Source organism: Microbulbifer maximicatervae (SeqCode) (assembly GCF_052467325.1).
Window position 1 is genome coordinate 4298957 of record NZ_CP174310.1, and the last position, 17640, is coordinate 4316596.

Annotated in this window: 16 protein-coding genes; 9 read left to right on the top strand and 7 right to left on the bottom strand. The window is 50.9% G+C overall.

Annotated features, from left to right (window positions below; genetic code table 11):
- Nucleotides 1–115 precede the first annotated feature (115 nt).
- Nucleotides 116–1438 carry a M1 aminopeptidase family protein gene (locus ACJJIE_RS19185; protein ID WP_444892686.1) on the top strand — a complete coding sequence of 441 codons (1323 nt, stop codon included), beginning with the start codon at nucleotides 116–118 and terminating at the stop codon, nucleotides 1436–1438.
- Between the two features lie 131 nt (nucleotides 1439–1569).
- Here ACJJIE_RS19185 and ACJJIE_RS19190 read toward each other — a convergent pair whose 3' ends face one another.
- The 5 genes from ACJJIE_RS19190 to ACJJIE_RS19210 all read right to left on the bottom strand — a co-directional run bounded on the left by ACJJIE_RS19190 (nucleotide 1570) and on the right by ACJJIE_RS19210 (nucleotide 8342).
- Nucleotides 1570–2382, bottom strand: a complete 813-nt coding sequence (locus tag ACJJIE_RS19190; protein WP_282934452.1) for a symmetrical bis(5'-nucleosyl)-tetraphosphatase — start codon at nucleotides 2380–2382, stop codon at nucleotides 1570–1572.
- A gap of 27 nt (nucleotides 2383–2409) precedes the next feature.
- Complete coding sequence (gene rsmA, locus ACJJIE_RS19195; RefSeq protein ID WP_444892687.1) at nucleotides 2410–3210, bottom strand: 16S rRNA (adenine(1518)-N(6)/adenine(1519)-N(6))-dimethyltransferase RsmA; 801 nt, start codon at nucleotides 3208–3210, stop codon at nucleotides 2410–2412.
- A 148-nt stretch (nucleotides 3211–3358) separates the two neighbouring features.
- Complete coding sequence (gene pdxA, locus ACJJIE_RS19200) at nucleotides 3359–4342, bottom strand: 4-hydroxythreonine-4-phosphate dehydrogenase PdxA (protein WP_282934450.1); 984 nt, start codon at nucleotides 4340–4342, stop codon at nucleotides 3359–3361.
- A 71-nt stretch (nucleotides 4343–4413) separates the two neighbouring features.
- The gene (locus tag ACJJIE_RS19205; RefSeq protein ID WP_282934594.1) at nucleotides 4414–5757 is read right to left on the bottom strand and encodes a peptidylprolyl isomerase; all 1344 of its coding nucleotides are present in this window, start codon (nucleotides 5755–5757) and stop codon (nucleotides 4414–4416) included.
- Nucleotides 5757–8342, bottom strand: coding sequence for an LPS-assembly protein LptD (locus tag ACJJIE_RS19210; protein WP_444892688.1), 2586 nt, complete (start codon nucleotides 8340–8342; stop codon nucleotides 5757–5759). The genes ACJJIE_RS19205 and ACJJIE_RS19210 overlap by 1 nt, the downstream gene beginning before the upstream one ends.
- A gap of 298 nt (nucleotides 8343–8640) precedes the next feature.
- Between ACJJIE_RS19210 and ACJJIE_RS19215 the strand changes: the two genes are divergently transcribed.
- From ACJJIE_RS19215 to trpC, 7 genes are all read left to right on the top strand, one after another.
- The gene (locus ACJJIE_RS19215; protein WP_444892689.1) at nucleotides 8641–9723 is read left to right on the top strand and encodes an aminoglycoside phosphotransferase family protein; all 1083 of its coding nucleotides are present in this window, start codon (nucleotides 8641–8643) and stop codon (nucleotides 9721–9723) included.
- Between the two features lie 29 nt (nucleotides 9724–9752).
- Nucleotides 9753–10460 (top strand): nucleotidyltransferase family protein, encoded by a 708-nt coding sequence (locus tag ACJJIE_RS19220; RefSeq protein WP_444892690.1) that lies wholly within the window; start codon nucleotides 9753–9755, stop codon nucleotides 10458–10460.
- A 19-nt stretch (nucleotides 10461–10479) separates the two neighbouring features.
- A complete protein-coding gene (gene rpe, locus ACJJIE_RS19225; RefSeq protein ID WP_444892691.1) occupies nucleotides 10480–11142 on the top strand; it encodes a ribulose-phosphate 3-epimerase in 663 nt (220 codons plus the stop codon).
- A gap of 231 nt (nucleotides 11143–11373) precedes the next feature.
- Entirely contained in the window at nucleotides 11374–12885 is a 1512-nt protein-coding gene (trpE, locus tag ACJJIE_RS19230; protein WP_444892692.1) for an anthranilate synthase component I, read from the top strand.
- 93 nt (nucleotides 12886–12978) lie between these two features.
- On the top strand, nucleotides 12979–13557 hold the full coding sequence (locus ACJJIE_RS19235) for an anthranilate synthase component II (RefSeq protein ID WP_282934444.1): 579 nt from the start codon (nucleotides 12979–12981) through the stop codon (nucleotides 13555–13557).
- Nucleotides 13558–13629: 72 nt separating this feature from the next.
- Nucleotides 13630–14679, top strand: a complete 1050-nt coding sequence (trpD, locus tag ACJJIE_RS19240) for an anthranilate phosphoribosyltransferase (RefSeq protein ID WP_282934443.1) — start codon at nucleotides 13630–13632, stop codon at nucleotides 14677–14679.
- Nucleotides 14673–15470 carry an indole-3-glycerol phosphate synthase TrpC gene (gene trpC, locus ACJJIE_RS19245; protein ID WP_444894788.1) on the top strand — a complete coding sequence of 266 codons (798 nt, stop codon included), beginning with the start codon at nucleotides 14673–14675 and terminating at the stop codon, nucleotides 15468–15470. Before trpD ends, trpC begins: the two co-directional genes overlap by 7 nt.
- 78 nt (nucleotides 15471–15548) lie before the next feature.
- Here the strand turns inward: trpC and crp are convergent, their stop codons facing one another.
- The gene (gene crp, locus ACJJIE_RS19250; protein ID WP_051089460.1) at nucleotides 15549–16199 is read right to left on the bottom strand and encodes a cAMP-activated global transcriptional regulator CRP; all 651 of its coding nucleotides are present in this window, start codon (nucleotides 16197–16199) and stop codon (nucleotides 15549–15551) included.
- Nucleotides 16200–16500: 301 nt separating this feature from the next.
- Here crp and ACJJIE_RS19255 point away from each other — a divergent pair, with 301 nt between their 5' ends.
- Nucleotides 16501–16908 carry an OsmC family protein gene (locus ACJJIE_RS19255; RefSeq protein WP_282934442.1) on the top strand — a complete coding sequence of 136 codons (408 nt, stop codon included), beginning with the start codon at nucleotides 16501–16503 and terminating at the stop codon, nucleotides 16906–16908.
- 84 nt (nucleotides 16909–16992) lie between these two features.
- Here ACJJIE_RS19255 and coq7 read toward each other — a convergent pair whose 3' ends face one another.
- Entirely contained in the window at nucleotides 16993–17637 is a 645-nt protein-coding gene (gene coq7 / locus ACJJIE_RS19260; RefSeq protein ID WP_108731610.1) for a 2-polyprenyl-3-methyl-6-methoxy-1,4-benzoquinone monooxygenase, read from the bottom strand.
- Between the last annotated feature and the right edge of the window lie 3 nt (nucleotides 17638–17640).

Below are 17640 nucleotides of genomic sequence, written 5' to 3' on the forward strand. Positions count from 1 at the left end.
TCCCGCTTACTTATTTAGATTTTAATAAAAATATTTGTTGGCTGATTCTAAGTTTAAGTCTCAATGGTTTTCCGTATCCCGTATTTTCTTTTCTTCAATCAGAAAGGGGTTAGAGTTGAAATATTTCCAGTTTATATTGTTGATAATGCTAGGAGTTTCAGTTTTAGCTGAAGAAAATTCTGGGGTGGATATCTTAATTGAGAAATCGGAAGGAAATCTCTGGAAACTTGTTTATCAAATGGATAGATCGACAAGCCGTATTGGTTTTGTTAGGAATCCAGATGCTTCTCGTATCGAGCGCTGGAAGCCACTTTCGTTAGATTTTGAAATGGTTTCTATTGATGGTGACGAGTATCTGGTCAGAAAGGATAGAGCTTCATTCGAGCGAGCTGAAATTTTGTTAACGCCTACATATAAACATCTTAAAAAAGATTATGCACCGTTCTCTCCTTATTCAAATGGTGGGAATCTGATATATACGGGGCGCCTGTTTGCCTGTATTGAAAAATGTAGCGATGAGATCACTAGCTGGAAAGTTTCGATGAAGATTCCCCCAGGCGAATATATGGTTGTCGGAGGACAGGTATATACTGGGGCAACTAGTTGGATTGACCGGGATAGCGGAATGAATGTCTATGTCGGAACCCAAAAACCTGTAGAAGAGCGTAGCTTTATCGCTGTCATTGATGATGGTCTACCAGATGGAATTAGGTTGTCATTAAATTCAGACATTCCAAAGCTGATCGCCTACTTTGAGAGAAAGCTTGGAAAAAATTCTGGAGAAAAACCAGTCTTATACGCCTCATACGCCCAAGTTGATGGTAATGATTATCAGGGGGGGACCTTACCCAACCAGATATTCATGCACTGGAATTGGAATGACTTTGATGAAAAATTGTCGGAACCTAATTTTGTTAGTGACATTATTTGGTTTTTTGCCCATGAAGTGGCTCATTTTCATCAGGAAGGTAAAGATAAAGTCTTGTCAGAGGATGTTCGAGACTCCTGGTTACATGAGGGGAATGCGGGCTGGCTGGCAGCCTCGGCTCTGCTAGATTTATACCCTAATTTTGAAAAGTATGTTTATGCCAAAGTTGATAAATTTAGGGCGAGTTGTTCGAACGGTTTGAAAAAATTTTCGTTGGTAGAAGCAGCTAACCATGGAAGGTTTGATCTATATTATAGTTGTGGCCTACTTATACATCGGGCAATTGATCAGTCCTTGCAGGAGAAAAGTAATGGCTCTGCAAGTATTTATTCATTATGGAGAAATTATCGAGAAGAAATTGAAAGCGGGGGAGAAAAAGGGATTGAAAGTTTCTTTAAGATAGTAGAGAACGAAACTTCCCGAGAGTTGGTTGAGGTTATAAGGCAGTTGGTTAGTCGTAAATTAGCTAATCCTGAAGCAACTTTAGAAAAGCTCTCACAGGTAATATAAGTCCGCTGTAATATGTAGTTGCGCCTATTAAGTTAAGAGCTGATTGTTGCTGAGCTGGTTAAGTGGCAACAATCAGTTAATGTTACAACAGGAGTCTTTTCCTGTTTATTTTGTGGGGGCTTTTAGGGCTACTAAAAACTACAATCGGTACAAAAAAATTCTTCATCACTTAATCGCATTGCAGTCAGGTACCCTCCCCAAACGCAACCTGTGTCTAGGGCATAGATATTCTCAGTATCTGCGCGGCCTTCCAGGGCAGCCCAATGCCCAAAAATAATTTTGTCATTTCTGGTTTTTCGATCGGGAAAGCTAAACCAGGGCTGGTATTCACCGTGAGAGGCCTGGACCCCCTTTTTATTGATCAGGTCCAGAGTGCCATCCGCCTTACAAAAACGCATTCTTGTAAAATAATTGGTAATGGAGCGCAGGCGCTCAATGCCGATCAAGTGGTCATCCCAACAATGTGGTTCATTGCCATACATACCATAAAAATATGCTTTTGCCATAGCTTCGTCGGCGAGGGCTTTATGGACTTCAGTGGCGAGTTTTAGGGCTTTCGTAACACTCCAAATGGGAGGGATGCCAGCGTGCACCATGGTGTAACCCTTCTTGTGTACTAGAAGGGGAAGGCTTTGTAGCCATTCCAGTAAATTATCAGCGTCCTTTGCGTTTAAAACCTTGGCAAGGTCATGTTCTTTTTCAGATAAGGACTTAGCGCCGTGAGCAATCGCCAGTAAATGCAGATCATGATTGCCTAATACTGCTGTCACCTGTTGGCGGTGCTCATAGAGAAAACGAAGAGTGCTCAGGCTGTCTTCACCCCGGTGAACCAAATCTCCGGCAAGCCAGAGTTTGTCACGGTCAGCACTAAAATTGATTTTCTTGAGAAGGCTTTGAAAAGCTGCAAAGCATCCTTGAATATCTCCGATGGCGTAAGTTGCCAAGATTTCCCCCAAAAATATGAAAAATAATTATTGTTGTTGCAAGTTTGTACAGTAGTCGGCTAGCTTAACAAAGTCCTCGACGCTTAAGGTTTCTGGTCGGCGGCCGGCATCAATGGGTAGCAGCTCGGGGTCGAGATCCGGGAATAGGGGTTTTAAAGCATTGCGCAGGGTCTTACGGCGCTGCTGGAAGGCTATATTGACGATTCTCTCCAATAATCCTTCATCTTTTGCGGTAAATGGCAAAGTGCTGTAGGGAACCAATCTCACGATGGCAGAATCAACCTTAGGGGCGGGCCGGAAAGACTGCGGGGGTACAGGGAATAGGCCCTGTACGCGACAGTAATATTGAACCATCACGCTAAGTCGCCCATAAGATTTAGTCGAAGGCGTTGCGCTGAGCCGGTCTACCACCTCTTTCTGCAGCATAAAATGCATATCCTGGACTTGTCCGCGAAAGCTGAGCAGGTGGAACAGTAGCGGTGTGGATATGTTATACGGCAGGTTACCGACGATGCGCAGCTGCTTATTACCGGCAAAGGTGCCAAAGTCAAATTTCAATGCGTCCTGCTCAATAATGCTGAACTCGGGGTATTCCCTGAATTTAAATTCCAGCATCGGAATCAGGTCCCGATCCAGCTCTACAGCGGTAAGGGATGGACAGCGTTTTAATAGTAATTCAGTGATTGCACCCTGGCCCGGGCCGATTTCAATCAGGGTGTCGGATTCCTTGGGGCCTACCGAACGAACAATACGCTCGATAATATTTTCATCGACGAGAAAGTTTTGTCCAAAGCGTTTACGGGCTTTGTGTTGAAAGAAGTTATCCATTGATATATCTGTAACCTGGATTAATTTTGCGGTTAAGCCTTGGAATGTTAGTGAATATTTCAGTTGATATGCCCTTCGGGGCCATTTACTGCACACACTTCAGTGAGGGTGTGGTTGACACTTTTCTCCAGGCAAATTTTAGTGTTGGTTAGGAACTGCGTAACTTGGCCAGCGCGATAGCCTGGGTTAGTGCCGCCTGGAGGCTGCCGCACTCTGCGGAGCCTGTGCCCGCAATATTGAGAGCTGTACCGTGATCTACCGAGGTGCGGATAAAGGGTAGCCCCAAAGTGATATTAACGGCGTGGCCAAAACCCTTGAATTTTAACACTGGAAGCCCCTGGTCGTGATACATAGCTAAAACGGCGTCACATTCTGATAAATGGGGAGGGGTAAAAAGGGTATCTGCTGGCAGTGGGCCCTTCAGGGATATACCCTGGCTGCGTAAGCGCTCGAGCGTGGGTTCGATGATCTCTATTTCTTCCCGCCCCAGATGCCCGCCTTCTCCAGCATGTGGATTGAGGCCGCATACACTGATGCGAGGACTGGGAATACAAAAATGTTCCCGCAAACTTTTGTCGAGGATGGTAATAACCTGCTCAATAAGTGGACGACTGATCGCACTACTCACATCCTTGAGGGGGAGGTGGGTTGTCACAAGAGCAACACGAAGGTCGTCTGCGGCTAACATCATTACCACACGTTCAACCTTGGCTTTTTCAGCAAAAAACTCGGTATGGCCGCTAAACGATGTTCCCGCCTCGTTAATGACACCTTTGTGTACTGGCCCTGTTACCAGGGCATCAAACTCGCCTGATAGGCAGCCCTCTGCTGCAACTGAAAGAGTTTCCAAAACATAGTGCGCATTAGCTGTATTAAGCTGTCCTGGCTTGGCTGGCTCGGCCATTGTGATCGGCAAAATATAGAGGCTGCCGGGTGGTGTCCCGTCATTTGCTTTATCGGACAGAGGAAGGAGCTTGATTGGTAACCCCAGAGCCTCAGCAGTATCTGTTAGCAGCTGAGGATCAGCTATTGCGACAATCTGTGCTGAAGAACCCCCTTGCGCAATTTTCACGGCGAGTTCAGGGCCGATACCTGCGGGCTCTCCAGGGGTGAAGGCAATTTTAGGAATCATTTGTATAACTTTCCTGTAGCTACAAAAAAAAACCGGGCACAGGGCCCGGCTTTTCCCGCTGATTAAGCGGTTTACTGTTGATCCACTGAATCCTCAGTTGTCTCAGAGTCTGGCAGCTTGATTTCAACGTATGCCTGGTCGCGAATTTCACGGCGCCAGTTTTGCAACTCCTCTTCGTAGCGACGATTGCGCAGCAAGTTAGCGGCCTGATTGCGGATATATTGATCGGTCATGTCCTGTTTACGGCGATCTTCAACCTGCAGGATGTGCCAGCCAAACTGGCTGCGGAAGGGTAGACTGATATTACCAATCTCCGTTGCGTCCATAGCCTGGGTAAACTCAGGTACGAACTGCCCGGGCATAGACCAGCCAAGGTCGCCGCCGGATAGCATCGAGCCAATATCTTCTGAATTTTCGCGTGCCAATTCACTAAAGTTATCACTGGCCATAGCTTCTTCACGTAGTTCAATCAGCTTATTGTAAGCTTGGTCGTCGGTGAGAATAGCCGATGGCTTAAGTAGGATATGGCGAACTTTTGTCTGCTCTACCAGCTGCTCGCTGGCACCTTTCTGAGCATGAATTTTTAGCAGATGGAAGCCTGCATCACTACGGAAAGGTTCGGTCACATCGCCGGCTTTTAGGTCTGTGAGAGCATCGGCAAACAGAGTGGGGAGCTCGACAGTCTTGCGCCAGCCCAGGTCGCCACCGGAAAGAGCATTTTGACCAGCAGAGTTCGCAATTGCCAGGCGGCGGAAGTCGGTGCCATCTCTGGCTTGCTTAGCTAGATCCTCAGCCTTTTCCCGGGCCTGGGTAACTTCACTGGTGGGAGCGCTGGAACTTACGGGAATTAGGATATGCCCTAGCTCAAACTGGGGGGACTTCCAAAACTCCCCTTCCTTGGAGCGTAGGAAGTTATCAATATCCTGATCTGTAATCTGGATACGACGGTTAACGCTGCCTTGTTCAACACGGCGAATCATCAGTTCCTGGCGGATTTGCTGGCGGAAGCTTTTCATGCTCATACCATCTGCGAGTAGACGCTGACGGAACACTTCAGGGCTGACTCCCGCATTTTGCTGAACCCGGGCTATAGCCTGGTCTAGTTCGGATTCGGAGACAGTGACGCCAGCACGAGAGGCCATCTGCAGCTGCAAACGCTCGATAATCAGCTGTTCAAGTACCTGCCGGCGCAATATGTCTACAGGCGGAGCCTGCACCTGTTGCGCTTGAATCTGGCTGGTGATGGTATTCATGCGCTGGGTCAGTTCACTGGCCATCACAACATCGTCATCAACAACAGCGACTACCCGGTCAAGGTTCCTGACTTGCGCAGTGGCTGTAGTGGCAATCAGGGCGCCTACAGCCAGTAAGGGCGTCAGGCCCAATTTCGGTATGAACTTCTTAATTATTCTCATCACTGTTTCAGCTCTTCTCTCTGATCAAAGTTGGCAATCCCCTGGGTCAGCATTTCTGTCACGGTTGAACCAAAACCCGCTAATCCTTTGAGTTCGACTTCGAGGTAGATGCCCTCGTCGTACTCTAGGTCTTCAGCTGATACAACCCCTGCGAGATCATTGTCCAGCGTGCGACGCCACACTAGTCGGGTACGGTAGCAGCAGTCGTCATATTCGATACCTGCCAAGTATTCCAGTTCCCGATTCAAAGTAAGATCATAGCTGGCACTTGCCATGAGTGAGGTATGGGTACTAAGTGGGAGGGCCGTTGAGGCGTTCAGCTGACTTACTGTTTCATCCTCATCTTCGTCCTCATCATCTGTGGAGTCTGGGCGCTCGTAGTAGTAGCTTAAGTTAAAGATGCGGAATTCGTCGTCAAAATAACGCAGGCTGAAGTTGCCACGATTGATGTTGTGCTCACTATCCTCATAGACCAGTTCAGTGCCCAGGCGCAAAGACTGGAAAGGGCGACTTTCGATTCGCGCAGCTAGTTCTGACCGTGGGGTATCCTCAATGTAAGAGGTGCGGCCAATTTGGGTGTCACTGGAATAATAAATCTGCCCGATACTCGCTGAAAACAGATCTCGACCACTTATGGGGTCGATATACTTGGTTGTCAGGCCAAGGGCAAGTCTGTCTGCATCGTCGATTCGGTCGTTACCGGTAAAACGGCTATCGCGGAATAACTGGTCATAACTGAAGGTGTATAGCGATGTATCGTATAACAGGTTGTTACTGCTAGCGTTGATATCATCGGCGCCATCACTGATATCAAAAAAATCACTTTGATCGGCATTGCTGCTGATCAGGGTGAATAACCGGGGCTCTAGAGTCTGAATAAAATCGCGATTGAAAATGTGACTATCCCGTTCAAAGTAGAGCCCTGTATCCAGAATAAACTGGGCGGCAGCCGCGTCTGGAGTATCGTCGGCATCTTCGGGTAGGAATTGGTCACTCACACTATATGCGAGGTAGCGCCCGGCCACTCCCGGCTTAAAATATCCCCAGAGCCATTCTTTATCCCAGAAGAATTCATAGTCGAGGCGCAGTCTATCTGCAGTAATAAAGTTTCTTGTCTCAGTGACGACACTGTCGGGATCATCGGTATCTTCGATGTATCGAATCGTCTGCGTATCGCTGTGATCCCAACTGGTGACTTCATTTTGCATAGTGAGTAGCCAGTCATCCCAGCGATAATCGCCATCGACATCAAAGCGGGGATATTGGGCAAATGTATCAAAGGCGTCGTTTTCTAGTACTTGATAATCCTGAGTACGTAAGGTTGCTTTCCAATGTTCGCTTCGCAGTAAGCCTTGAACCTTTTGACTAACTCTGGTTTCTGCATTGATATCGAGATTAGCTGTGCTCAAATCGCGGAAATAGTCGGGGTCACTGACCTTAGTATAATCGATATCGGTCCGCCAAATACTGCCGCTGTACCCCCCTTGCTGCTCTAAACTGATGAGCCAACGGTCCTCACCTTTATAAGGGAGAACCAGATCCTCAGGAAAGCCTTCATCAATCAGGTCCTGGGCAAGATCATTGTTGCCGCCATCGTCATCGGGCAAGTCGGCCAGACGTATTTCAGTACTGAACATTTCTGCCAAGTGTCTGAATTCGACCTCCAACCCGGCACCGCGATGCTGGATATAGCGCGGGGAGATGGTGGCGTCCATTTGGGGGGCGATGTTCCAGTAGTAGGGGATGGCGAGATCCCAGCCATTCTTGTCGCTGTTACTGAGTGTGGGAAACAGAAAGCCGGACATGCGCGCGTCGCCCACCGGGAAGCGGAAATACGGCAGGTATAAAACAGGCACGTCTAGAATCTTCAAGCGCACATCCCGCGCAGTACCCTGACTCTCTACTTCATCGATATTGATCTCACGGCCTGTGAGCTGCCAGAACTCACGTCCGGGCTCACAGCGGGTATATGTGCCTTCGGTCAGGGTTAACTCGCCACTGGTTTGACGTGCTACCAGCTCGGCCCCACCGTGGATAAAAGCATCGTGTACCACATAGGTGGCATCTTCAACGGAGGCAGCTTCGCTTTTGGTATGGACTTCAGCGGAGGAACCACGGATCAGCAAACCGGGCTCCCGAAGTTCAATAGCGCCGTTTAAAGTGGCAATATTTTCAGGGCGGTCCAGTTTGACCTGGTCGGCAAACAACTGTCGGTAACCCTGAGTGATATGTACATTTCCGCTCAGCTCAGCGGAACCGTCCTCCAGCCATCGTGACTTCTCCGCAGTAGCCCTAAGGGGGGCTTCTCCAGGGGGGAGGTCAGAGCCGGGATAGTTTCGCGGAGGGGCCACGAAGGCACCAGAGCACACTGCTGGCAGGTTGGCTTGCTCTTCTGGGGTTAGCTCAGAGCGGGGTAACCAGTCCAGGTACAAATAGGGGTTGTAATCGGGATCGGGGGTTGGTTCCCCTTGATTGGCTTGCGCCCACAACGGCTGCGCAGCGATCAGGCCGAGAACGACAGAGCGGGCTTGGGAGTTATTAGCAATCGCCAGAGCGAGGCGACGCCACCGGGAGACTTCAAGCATCAAACGATATGTTCCAGCTATCTTTTAGTGTTTCTTTATCGATAGATACGTGCGACAGCTTTCGAGCCGGGGCGCGCAAAATCATCGCCCGATTCTACTTGAATGTAGAAGTGGTTAATAGCCGTACTGGAGCCGTAATGCTACGGGTGGAAATTCGACCCTGAAACACAAATTACCTGGGACTCGTGTTCTGCTTTTGTGTAAGGCAAAGTAGGACTTCCGAGAATTAACAGTGGCGTCTCTGGACGCAGGGAGGCTCAGGGTTAAAATGCAGCTAGAAACAGTTGGAAGTCATGAAATGAGTTTAAGATCGAGCGGTGAAGTTGAGCAAGGGTGCGAGATCGACTCCGATCCCCGATGCAGCGCATTGAGTGAGTGGGTTGGTGTGGCCCTGGATATGGGTACTCCGGCTGATTTGTCGAGCTTGGCTGGAGATGCCGGGTTTCGTCGCTATTTTCGTACTCGAACCGAGCCGCCACTGATAGCCGTGGACACGCCTCCCGAGTTGACCAATCCCGCTCGATTTGTGGCTCTGGCCGATTACTTGCGTCGCAATGGTATTCACACACCGATGGTGGTAGCAGCAGATACTGCGGAAGGTTATTTGTTACTGGAGGACCTCGGGGATACCCAGCTCTATAGTGTGCTCGATGACGAGAGTGTTGAAGGACTCTATGCAGAGGTAATGAGTGAACTTTTATGCCTTCAACAGATCCCTTTTGAGGAACAACTGTTCCCAGCTTATAGCCGTGAACTGCTTTTGAAGGAAATGCGGGTTATGCCCGAGTGGCTGGTGCGAGAATTACTCGGACATCAACTCGATCAGCAAGAAGAAAAGCTACTGGAGCAAACCTTTGAGTTATTGCTCAACAGTGCTGAAGAGCAGCCCCACACTATTGTTCATCGGGACTATCACAGCCGCAATCTGATGATTCGCGACGGAGAGCGGCCCGGGATTGTCGATTTTCAGGATGCGGTGTGGGGGCCTGCTACCTACGATCTGGTGTCTTTGCTTAGGGATTGCTATATCCGCTGGCCCCGCGAGCGGGTAGAGCGATGGGTGCTGGCTTATGCCGCGACCGCTGAAGCTGCGGGCGTTATGCAGCCTGTGGACCCACAACTTTATCTTCGTTGGTTCGACTGGATGGGGTTACAGCGTCATATTAAAGTGCTGGGTCTGTTCCCACGCCTCAGTCTGCGTGATGGAAAGCAGGGATACTTGCAGCACCTGCCGTTGGTGATTCGCTATGTTTTGGAAACCGCTGAGCGCTACCCAGAGCTGAAGCCGTTTACTGATTGGTTCAGCGGCACCCTGCTGCCGCAGATAGAGCCTCTGCCCTGGTACTCCGATCACCGCTGTGCCGGTGACCAGCCAAAGTAGGCCGTACGAAAACTGTACAGATTAATTTAATGAGCAAACCCAAAGAGAATTCCCCTTTGACTGCCATGGTATTGGCAGCAGGTTTTGGGCGCCGTATGCGCCCACTGACGGACCAAACTCCAAAGCCTCTGTTGCCGATTGCCGGTAAGCCCCTGATTGAATATGCAATTGAGCGCTTGGCAGCTATTGGTGTGCAAAAGGTCGTGATTAACCTGGGCTACTTGGGACCCAAAATTCGTCAACAGCTCGGTTCTGGTTCCCGCTGGGGGGTGGATATTCACTACTCCGTCGAGCATGAGGAGGAGCCACTGGAAACTGCCGGTGGGATTCTCAAGGCGCTGCCACTGATCGGCGATTCATCGTTTCTAGTGGTTAATGGTGATGTCTGGTGTGACTATGACTTGTCGCAGTGGATTGAGAGGTCGCTGCCGGAGTCTTGCCCTGGGCGCCTTTTGATGGTCCCCAATCCTCCCCATAACCCCGATGGAGATTTTGGCATAGAGGGTGGCTTGCTGTCGGGTACAGCCAAGCCCCGCTATACCTTTGCAGGTATTAGCTGGCTGCGAGCTGAAACCCTCACCGAATACCCTAAGCGCCGCGAATGCTTCGGGCTTGGGGAAGTGTTCACCTTTAATGAGGATAAGCTACAAGCTGAACTCTATGAGGGGGACTGGTGCGATGTGGGAACCCCCGAGCGCCTGGAAAATTTAGATCGCCGACTGACTGGCGAAAGTTGAGTTACCAAAGGATATTTTGATGTCAGATTACAAGATCGCCCCCTCTATTCTCTCCGCAGATTTCGCACGTTTGGGTGAAGAAGTGGACAATGTGTTGGCAGCCGGAGCGGACTGGGTGCATTTTGATGTGATGGACAATCACTATGTGCCAAATCTCACGATTGGCCCTATGGTATGCCAGGCCCTGCGCAAACACGGTGTTGAGGCTCCGATTGATGTGCACCTGATGGTGGAGCCGGTGGATGAAATGATTCGCATGTTCGCCGATGCCGGAGCTACCTATATTACGTTCCACCCAGAAGCCTCTCGTCACCCGGACCGCTCCCTTCAATTGATTCGCAGTCTCGGCTGTAAAGCCGGGCTGGTGTTCAATCCAGCCAGTGGCCTCGATGCGGCCAAGTATGTAATGGATAAGCTGGATATGATTCTGCTGATGTCGGTGAACCCGGGCTTTGGAGGGCAGAAGTTTATCCCCAATACCCTGACCAAGTTAAAAGAAGCCCGCAAGTTGATTGATGAGTCTGGGTTTGATATTCGCCTTGAGATCGACGGCGGTGTGAATCGCGACAATATTGCCGAAATTGCTGCAGCTGGAGCAGATACCTTTGTCGCTGGGTCTGCCATATTCAATACCCCAGACTACGCTGAAGTGATTGCAGCTATGCGTAAGAGTTTGGCTTAATTTACAAAACTGGCGGGCAATCTCTTGCCCGCCATAGACGGGATTTGTTAACTTGTGCGCCTGCACTGAGGGAATTTCCGTGAACCACTCTTTCTCCCTGACAAACAGTTGGCGATGGCGCCACTGACCAGCTGAGGCCCAATCGAGTTTGGCGATTGAGGCACCTTTCCCGTGGGCGCTGCTTATACTCTGGCGCCAATCGTAAAGAATGAAAAATTGATCGGAGTCTCCATGACCCCTACTGAATACGCTCAACTTGCGTCTGAGGGTTATAACCGTATCCCCCTGGTAAGGCGTGTGCTGGCAGATATTGAAACGCCACTGTCCACCTATTTGAAACTGGCCGGAGGCCGCTACAGCTACTTGCTGGAATCGGTTCAGGGCGGAGAAAAGTGGGGACGCTATTCCATTATTGGCTTGCCGGCGCGAACCCTGCTCAGGGTTAAGGGCACAGATATCACCGTGGAAACTGATGGAGAGGTTGTAGAGAGCCACAGCGCTTCAGACCCCCTGGCGTTTGTTGAGCAGTTTCAGCAGCGCTATAAGGTGCCTGAGTTAGAGGATCTACCACGTTTCAACGGTGGTCTAGTGGGCTATTTTGGCTACGATTGCGTGCGCTATATCGAACCACGCCTTGCGGCCAGTGCGCCGCCGGATACCTTGGGTAATCCGGATATTCTTTTGATGGTCAGCGATGAACTGGTGGTTTTTGATAATCTCGCCGGTGCGGTAATTTTGATTGTCCATGCTGATGCCAATGAAGAGGCTGCCTATGAAAAATCTCAGCAGCGCTTGGATCAACTGGTAAACCAGTTGGCACAACCGCTACCAGATACGGTACCCCTCGATTTGCATGGTCGCGGCATTGATGAGAGTGAATTCCACTCCCACTTCGGTGAAGAGAACTTCAAGCGAGCTGTAGACCGGGTTAAGGAGTATGTGCTTGCTGGCGATGTGATGCAGGTGGTGCCCTCCCAGCGCCTGTCTGCGCCTTTTGAGGCGCCGCCACTAAACTTTTACCGTGCCCTGCGCAGTTTGAATCCGTCGCCGTACATGTATTTTCTCGACCTCGGTGACCACCATGTGGTGGGCTCCAGTCCAGAAATTTTGGTACACCTGGAGGAGGGGGAGATGACTGTACGCCCCCTGGCAGGAACCCGTCACCGGGGAGCCTCTGAAGAGGAAGATTTGGCCCTGGAGAAGGAGTTATTGGCAGATCCGAAAGAGCTCGCTGAGCACCTGATGCTTATAGATCTGGGGCGCAACGATATAGGCCGAGTGGCTGATACTGGTAGCGTCAGAGTCACTGACCAAATGTTTGTCGAGCGTTATTCCCACGTGATGCATATTACCTCCAATGTTGTCGGCCAGTTAAAGCCGGGCCTCACTGCAATGGATGCACTGCGTGCGGCACTGCCTGCCGGTACTTTGTCGGGCGCGCCGAAGATTCGAGCAATGGAAATTATTGATGAGCTGGAGCCCGAGAAACGCGGCATCTATGGTGGTGCAGTGGGTTATTTGGCGTGGAATGGCAACATGGATACCGCTATAGCCATTCGTACAGCGGTTATCAAGAATGGCCAACTGTATGTACAGGCGGGGGCCGGGTTGGTAGCGGATTCCGACCCGCAATCAGAGTGGAATGAAACGATGAATAAGGCCCGTGCGCTTTTCCGTGCCGCCGGTATGGCGCTGGCCAAAAGTGGTGACTCTGTAAAGGTCGAGCAAGATGAGCGAAGTTAATATTTCCCCAAAATTGACTCAGGCCTCTCTCGCACACCTGCAAAAAAGAATGGAAGAATCCACTTATCAACCAGAGGCTAAGGGGGCCGCACAATGATTTTAATGATCGATAACTACGACTCCTTTACCTGGAATGTAGTGCAGTACCTGGAAGAGCTGGGTGCAAAAGTGGTGGTAAAACGCAACGACGAAATTACCCTGGAAGAAATCGAGGCAATGGCGCCAGAGAAAATTGTGATTTCGCCGGGTCCCTGTACCCCCAATGAGGCGGGTATTTCTCTCGATACCATTCGCCGCTTTGCCGGCAGTATCCCTATTTTGGGTATTTGTCTGGGGCACCAGAGTATTGGACAGGTCTTCGGTGGCAGGGTAGTTCGTGCCCGGCAGGTTATGCACGGCAAAACATCCCCTATAGTGCACAACAACTTGGGGGTGTTCCACGGTTTGTCCAACCCATTTGAGGCGACTCGCTATCACTCACTGGTAGTGGAGAAAAGCAGTTTACCGGAATGCCTGGAGATCACCGCCTGGACTGAGACAGAGGATGGTGAAATTGACGAGATCATGGGCGTGAAGCACCGGGAATTAGCGGTAGAAGGGGTGCAATTTCATCCTGAGTCGATTCTCACCATGCACGGTCACGATATGTTGAGAAACTTTATCGAGTCTTGAGGACCGGAGAACAAGTGCGCGGCGGGCAGGCCCCGCCAGAATCAATAAGCAGAGCGGGGCAAAGGGGGAAAAATGAATATTCAACAGGCCATTGCCAAACTGGTGGATGGCGAACACCTTACTCGTGAAGAAATGCGCGAAACCGTGAGCCAGATTATGTGTGGCGAAGCGCTGGAGTCACAGATAGGCGCACTCCTTATCGCACTGCGCATTCGCGGGGAGACAGTCGATGAAATTGTCGGCGCTGTGGAAACCATGCGTGAGCTGGCGATAAAGGTTGAGCTCGATCTGGAAAACACGGTTGATATTGTCGGCACCGGCGGTGATGGCGCCAATCTGTTTAACGTGTCCAGTGCGAGCAGCTTTGTGGCAGCTGCTGCCGGAGCTAAGGTAGCCAAGCATGGCAATCGCTCGGTGTCGTCCAGTAGTGGTTCTGCGGACCTGCTTGAGCACGCCGGCGTATTTTTAGAATTGAGCCCTTCACAGATGGCGCGTTGCGTAGAGACTATCGGTATTGGCTTTATGTTTGCGCCCAGCTTTCACAATGCGATGCGCCACGTTGGCCCATCGCGGAAGGCGCTGGGACTGCGTACCATCTTCAATTTACTCGGGCCGATGACAAATCCGGCGGGAGTAAAGCGCAAAGTAATCGGTGTGTATGACAAGCGCTACTGCCGCCTGTTGGCTGAAGTTTTGCAAAAGCTCGGTTCAGAGCATGTGCTGGTTTTACATAGTGAAGACGGGCTCGATGAAGCCAGTATTGCTGCGGATACCTTTGCTGTGGAATTAAAGGATGGTGCCTTGCAGGAATATACCCTCAAGCCTGAAGACTTTGGCTTGCAGCGCCGTGACCTCTCTGATCTTAGTGTTTCTGGTTCCGAGGACTCCCTGGCCCTGATTCGCGATGCGCTGGGTAAGCGCAATACTGAGGCGGGGCAAAAAGCCGCGGATATTATTGCGCTTAACGCAGGCCTGGCAATTTATGTCAGCGGCGTTGCGCACTCTGCAGAGCAAGGTGTCGCTATGGCACAAGATGCTATCGACAGCGGTCTCGCCGGAGAGAAAATTAACGATCTTGCCGCGTTTACCAGTGCGTTTCGCCCAGAGGAAATTCAATCGTGAGTACACCGACCATTTTAAAAACAATTGTCGAGCGCAAGTGGCAAGAGGTTGCTGAGCGCAAGGCAGAGTGCTCCACCGACGAAGTTCGCCTTCGCGCCCGGGATCAGGAACCGGCGAGAGGCTTTGTCGATGCAGTGGATCGCAAGATTTCCACTGGTGAGGCTGCAGTAATTGCCGAAATTAAAAAAGCCTCTCCCAGTAAAGGCGTGATTCGCGAGGATTTCCTTCCTGCAGAAATTGCTACCAGCTATGAAAAAGGTGGCGCGGCTTGTCTGTCAGTACTAACCGATGTCGACTTTTTTCAGGGCGCAGATAATTACTTGCAGCAGGCCCGAGATGCCGTACGCCTACCGGTGCTGCGCAAGGACTTTACCGTTGATCCCTACCAAATCTATGAAGCTCGCGCGATTGGGGCCGACTGTATTTTGCTGATTGCAGCCTGCCTGGAAGATCCACAGATGGCGGATCTCAACGGGCTCGCTTTGGAGTTGGGTTTGGATGTCTTGGTGGAAGTGCACAACCACAAGGAGTTGGAGAGGGCCCTGGCATTACCTAACCGCTTAATCGGCATCAATAATCGCAATCTGCACACTTTCGATGTGCAGCTGGAAAATACCTTTAAGTTACTGGACTTGATCCCCAAAGACCGTCTTGTGGTCACGGAAAGTGGTATTCATACCACAGATGATGTTGCGGCGATGCGCGGTCATAACGTCAATGCTTTCCTGGTGGGAGAGGCCTTTATGCGGGAGGAGGAGCCGGGCAGGAAACTGATGGAAATGTTTAACTGACCGCTTACTCCAGTAGTAGAAATAAAAAAGGGCGATATAAAAATCGCCCTTTTTTTATGCGGTGTATTTATTCGGTTACTAGCGGGTACCGTACACCACCATGGTTTTACCTTTAACGGAAACCAGGCCCTGTTCTTCCAGGGTTTTTAATACGCGGCCCACCATTTCCCGGGAGCAGCCGACGATACGGCCAATTTCCTGGCGGGTGATTTTTATTTGCATGCCCTCGGGGTGAGTCATTGCATCCGGCTCATTGCAGAGGTCGAGCAGGGTGCGAGCAACACGCCCGGTGACATCTAGGAAGGCGAGATCACCAACTTTGCGCGTGGTGTTGCGCAGGCGGCCTGCCATTTGGGTGGCCAGGGCAAAAAGAAACTCTGGGTGCTGGCGAGTGAGTTCTTGGAACTTGGTGTAGGAGATTTCTGCCACCTCACACTCGGTTTTGGTGCGGACCCAGGCACTGCGGGTGTCCTGATCGAACAGGCCCATCTCACCGAAAAAGTCCCCGTCGTTGAGGTAGGCAACGATCATTTCGCGGCCTTCATCGTCCTCAATCAGAACAGTAACGGAACCGCGCATAATGAAATAAAGGGATTCACAGCGGTCGCCAGCATAGATAATTGTGCTCTTGGCCGGGTAGCGACGCCGGTGGCAGTGGGCCAGAAAGTCTTCAATATTGCCGATAGTCATGGGGTCTTCGATAGCAACCGTCACGGATTTATTCCTCATTTTTTGTCTTGTGCTCTATCCCGGCTTTAGCAGCTGAGCACTATTGAATTATCGCGCGAAAACAAAATCCCCAACAGGGGCTGACCGCGGCAAAGTTCCGCAGTGTGACCTGTGACACTATGGCACTGGGTCGCTTGGACTTCATAAACCACGATGCGTTCATAGAAAAAGCATTTGATCATGCGTCATTCGGCTTTCGCGCGGAGGCGTACCAGACACTATACCGGAAACATACAGGTGCCGGGATAGACTTCGCCAATATGCTAAGCTTCGCCGCTGAAGTTTTAATGGGAGTGGAGTGATGCAGGGGAAAGTAACCTGGGTAAATGATTTAACCTTTGTCGGTGAAGCCGGCAGTGGTAATTCGGTAGTGATGGAAGGCGGCCGCACAAATAATGGTGTGCGCCCGATGGAAATGATTTTGCTGGGCGTCGGTGGCTGCGCGGCTTACGATGTGGTGAGTATTTTACAGAAGGCGAGACAAGACATTATTTCCTGTCATTGTGAACTGGAAGGTGTGCGCCCGGATACAACCCCATCGCCGTTTGAGCGAATTGAAATGAAGTTTGTAGTGCGCGGTCGTGGATTGAAGGAATCCCATGTTGCCCGTGCAGTGGAACTCTCCGCAGAGAAATACTGCTCAGGCTCCATCATGTTGCGCAATGCGGGCGTCGAGATTGTGCACAGCTACAGCGTTGAAGAAGCTTGAAAGGAAATTAGCCGGGAGGAAAGGGAGGATACTGGGCGTAACCTCCCTAAAATCCAAGTCGTTTTAGTGAGTGAAGAGTAACGGTCAGATTTTATAACTGGCTGAAGTCATTACTTTGGATACCAGAGACATCACTCCTTTTACCGGAGCGGGGAAGCGGGCACCACCGGCGGCCAGTGCGGCGTGGGCGTGTTCGTCTTCGTCAATTAACATCTGTTCCACTACGGCACGGCTTCTCTTGTCGTCGGCGGGAAGCTTTTCGAGGTGGCTCTCAAGATGTTTACACACCTGGTCTTCCGTAGCGGCCACAAAACCGAGGCTGATTCGGTCGCTGATTTTCCCGGCGGCGGCGCCGAGCCCAAAGGACATGCCATACCACAGCGGGTTGAGTAGGCTGGGGCGGCTGTCCAATTCCTTCAAGCGTTGTTCACACCAGGCCAGATGGTCGATCTCCTCATCGGCAGCGCGCTCCATTTCCCCCCGCACCTCGGGCAGCTTGGCGGTCAGGGCCTGGCCCTGGTAGAGCGCCTGGGCGCAGACTTCACCGCTATGGTTGACCCGCATAAGGCCAGCGGCATGTTTGCGTTCGCTGTCGGTGAGGTCTGTCTCGGCTTCACCCTTCGCCGGGGATGCCCGGCCGTGGCAGGGTTCGCCGGGACTCAGGGTGCGCAGAGCCCGATCCGCTTGAATTAACAGGCGATCGAGTCCGCTGAGGCTGCGTTTACTCATAGT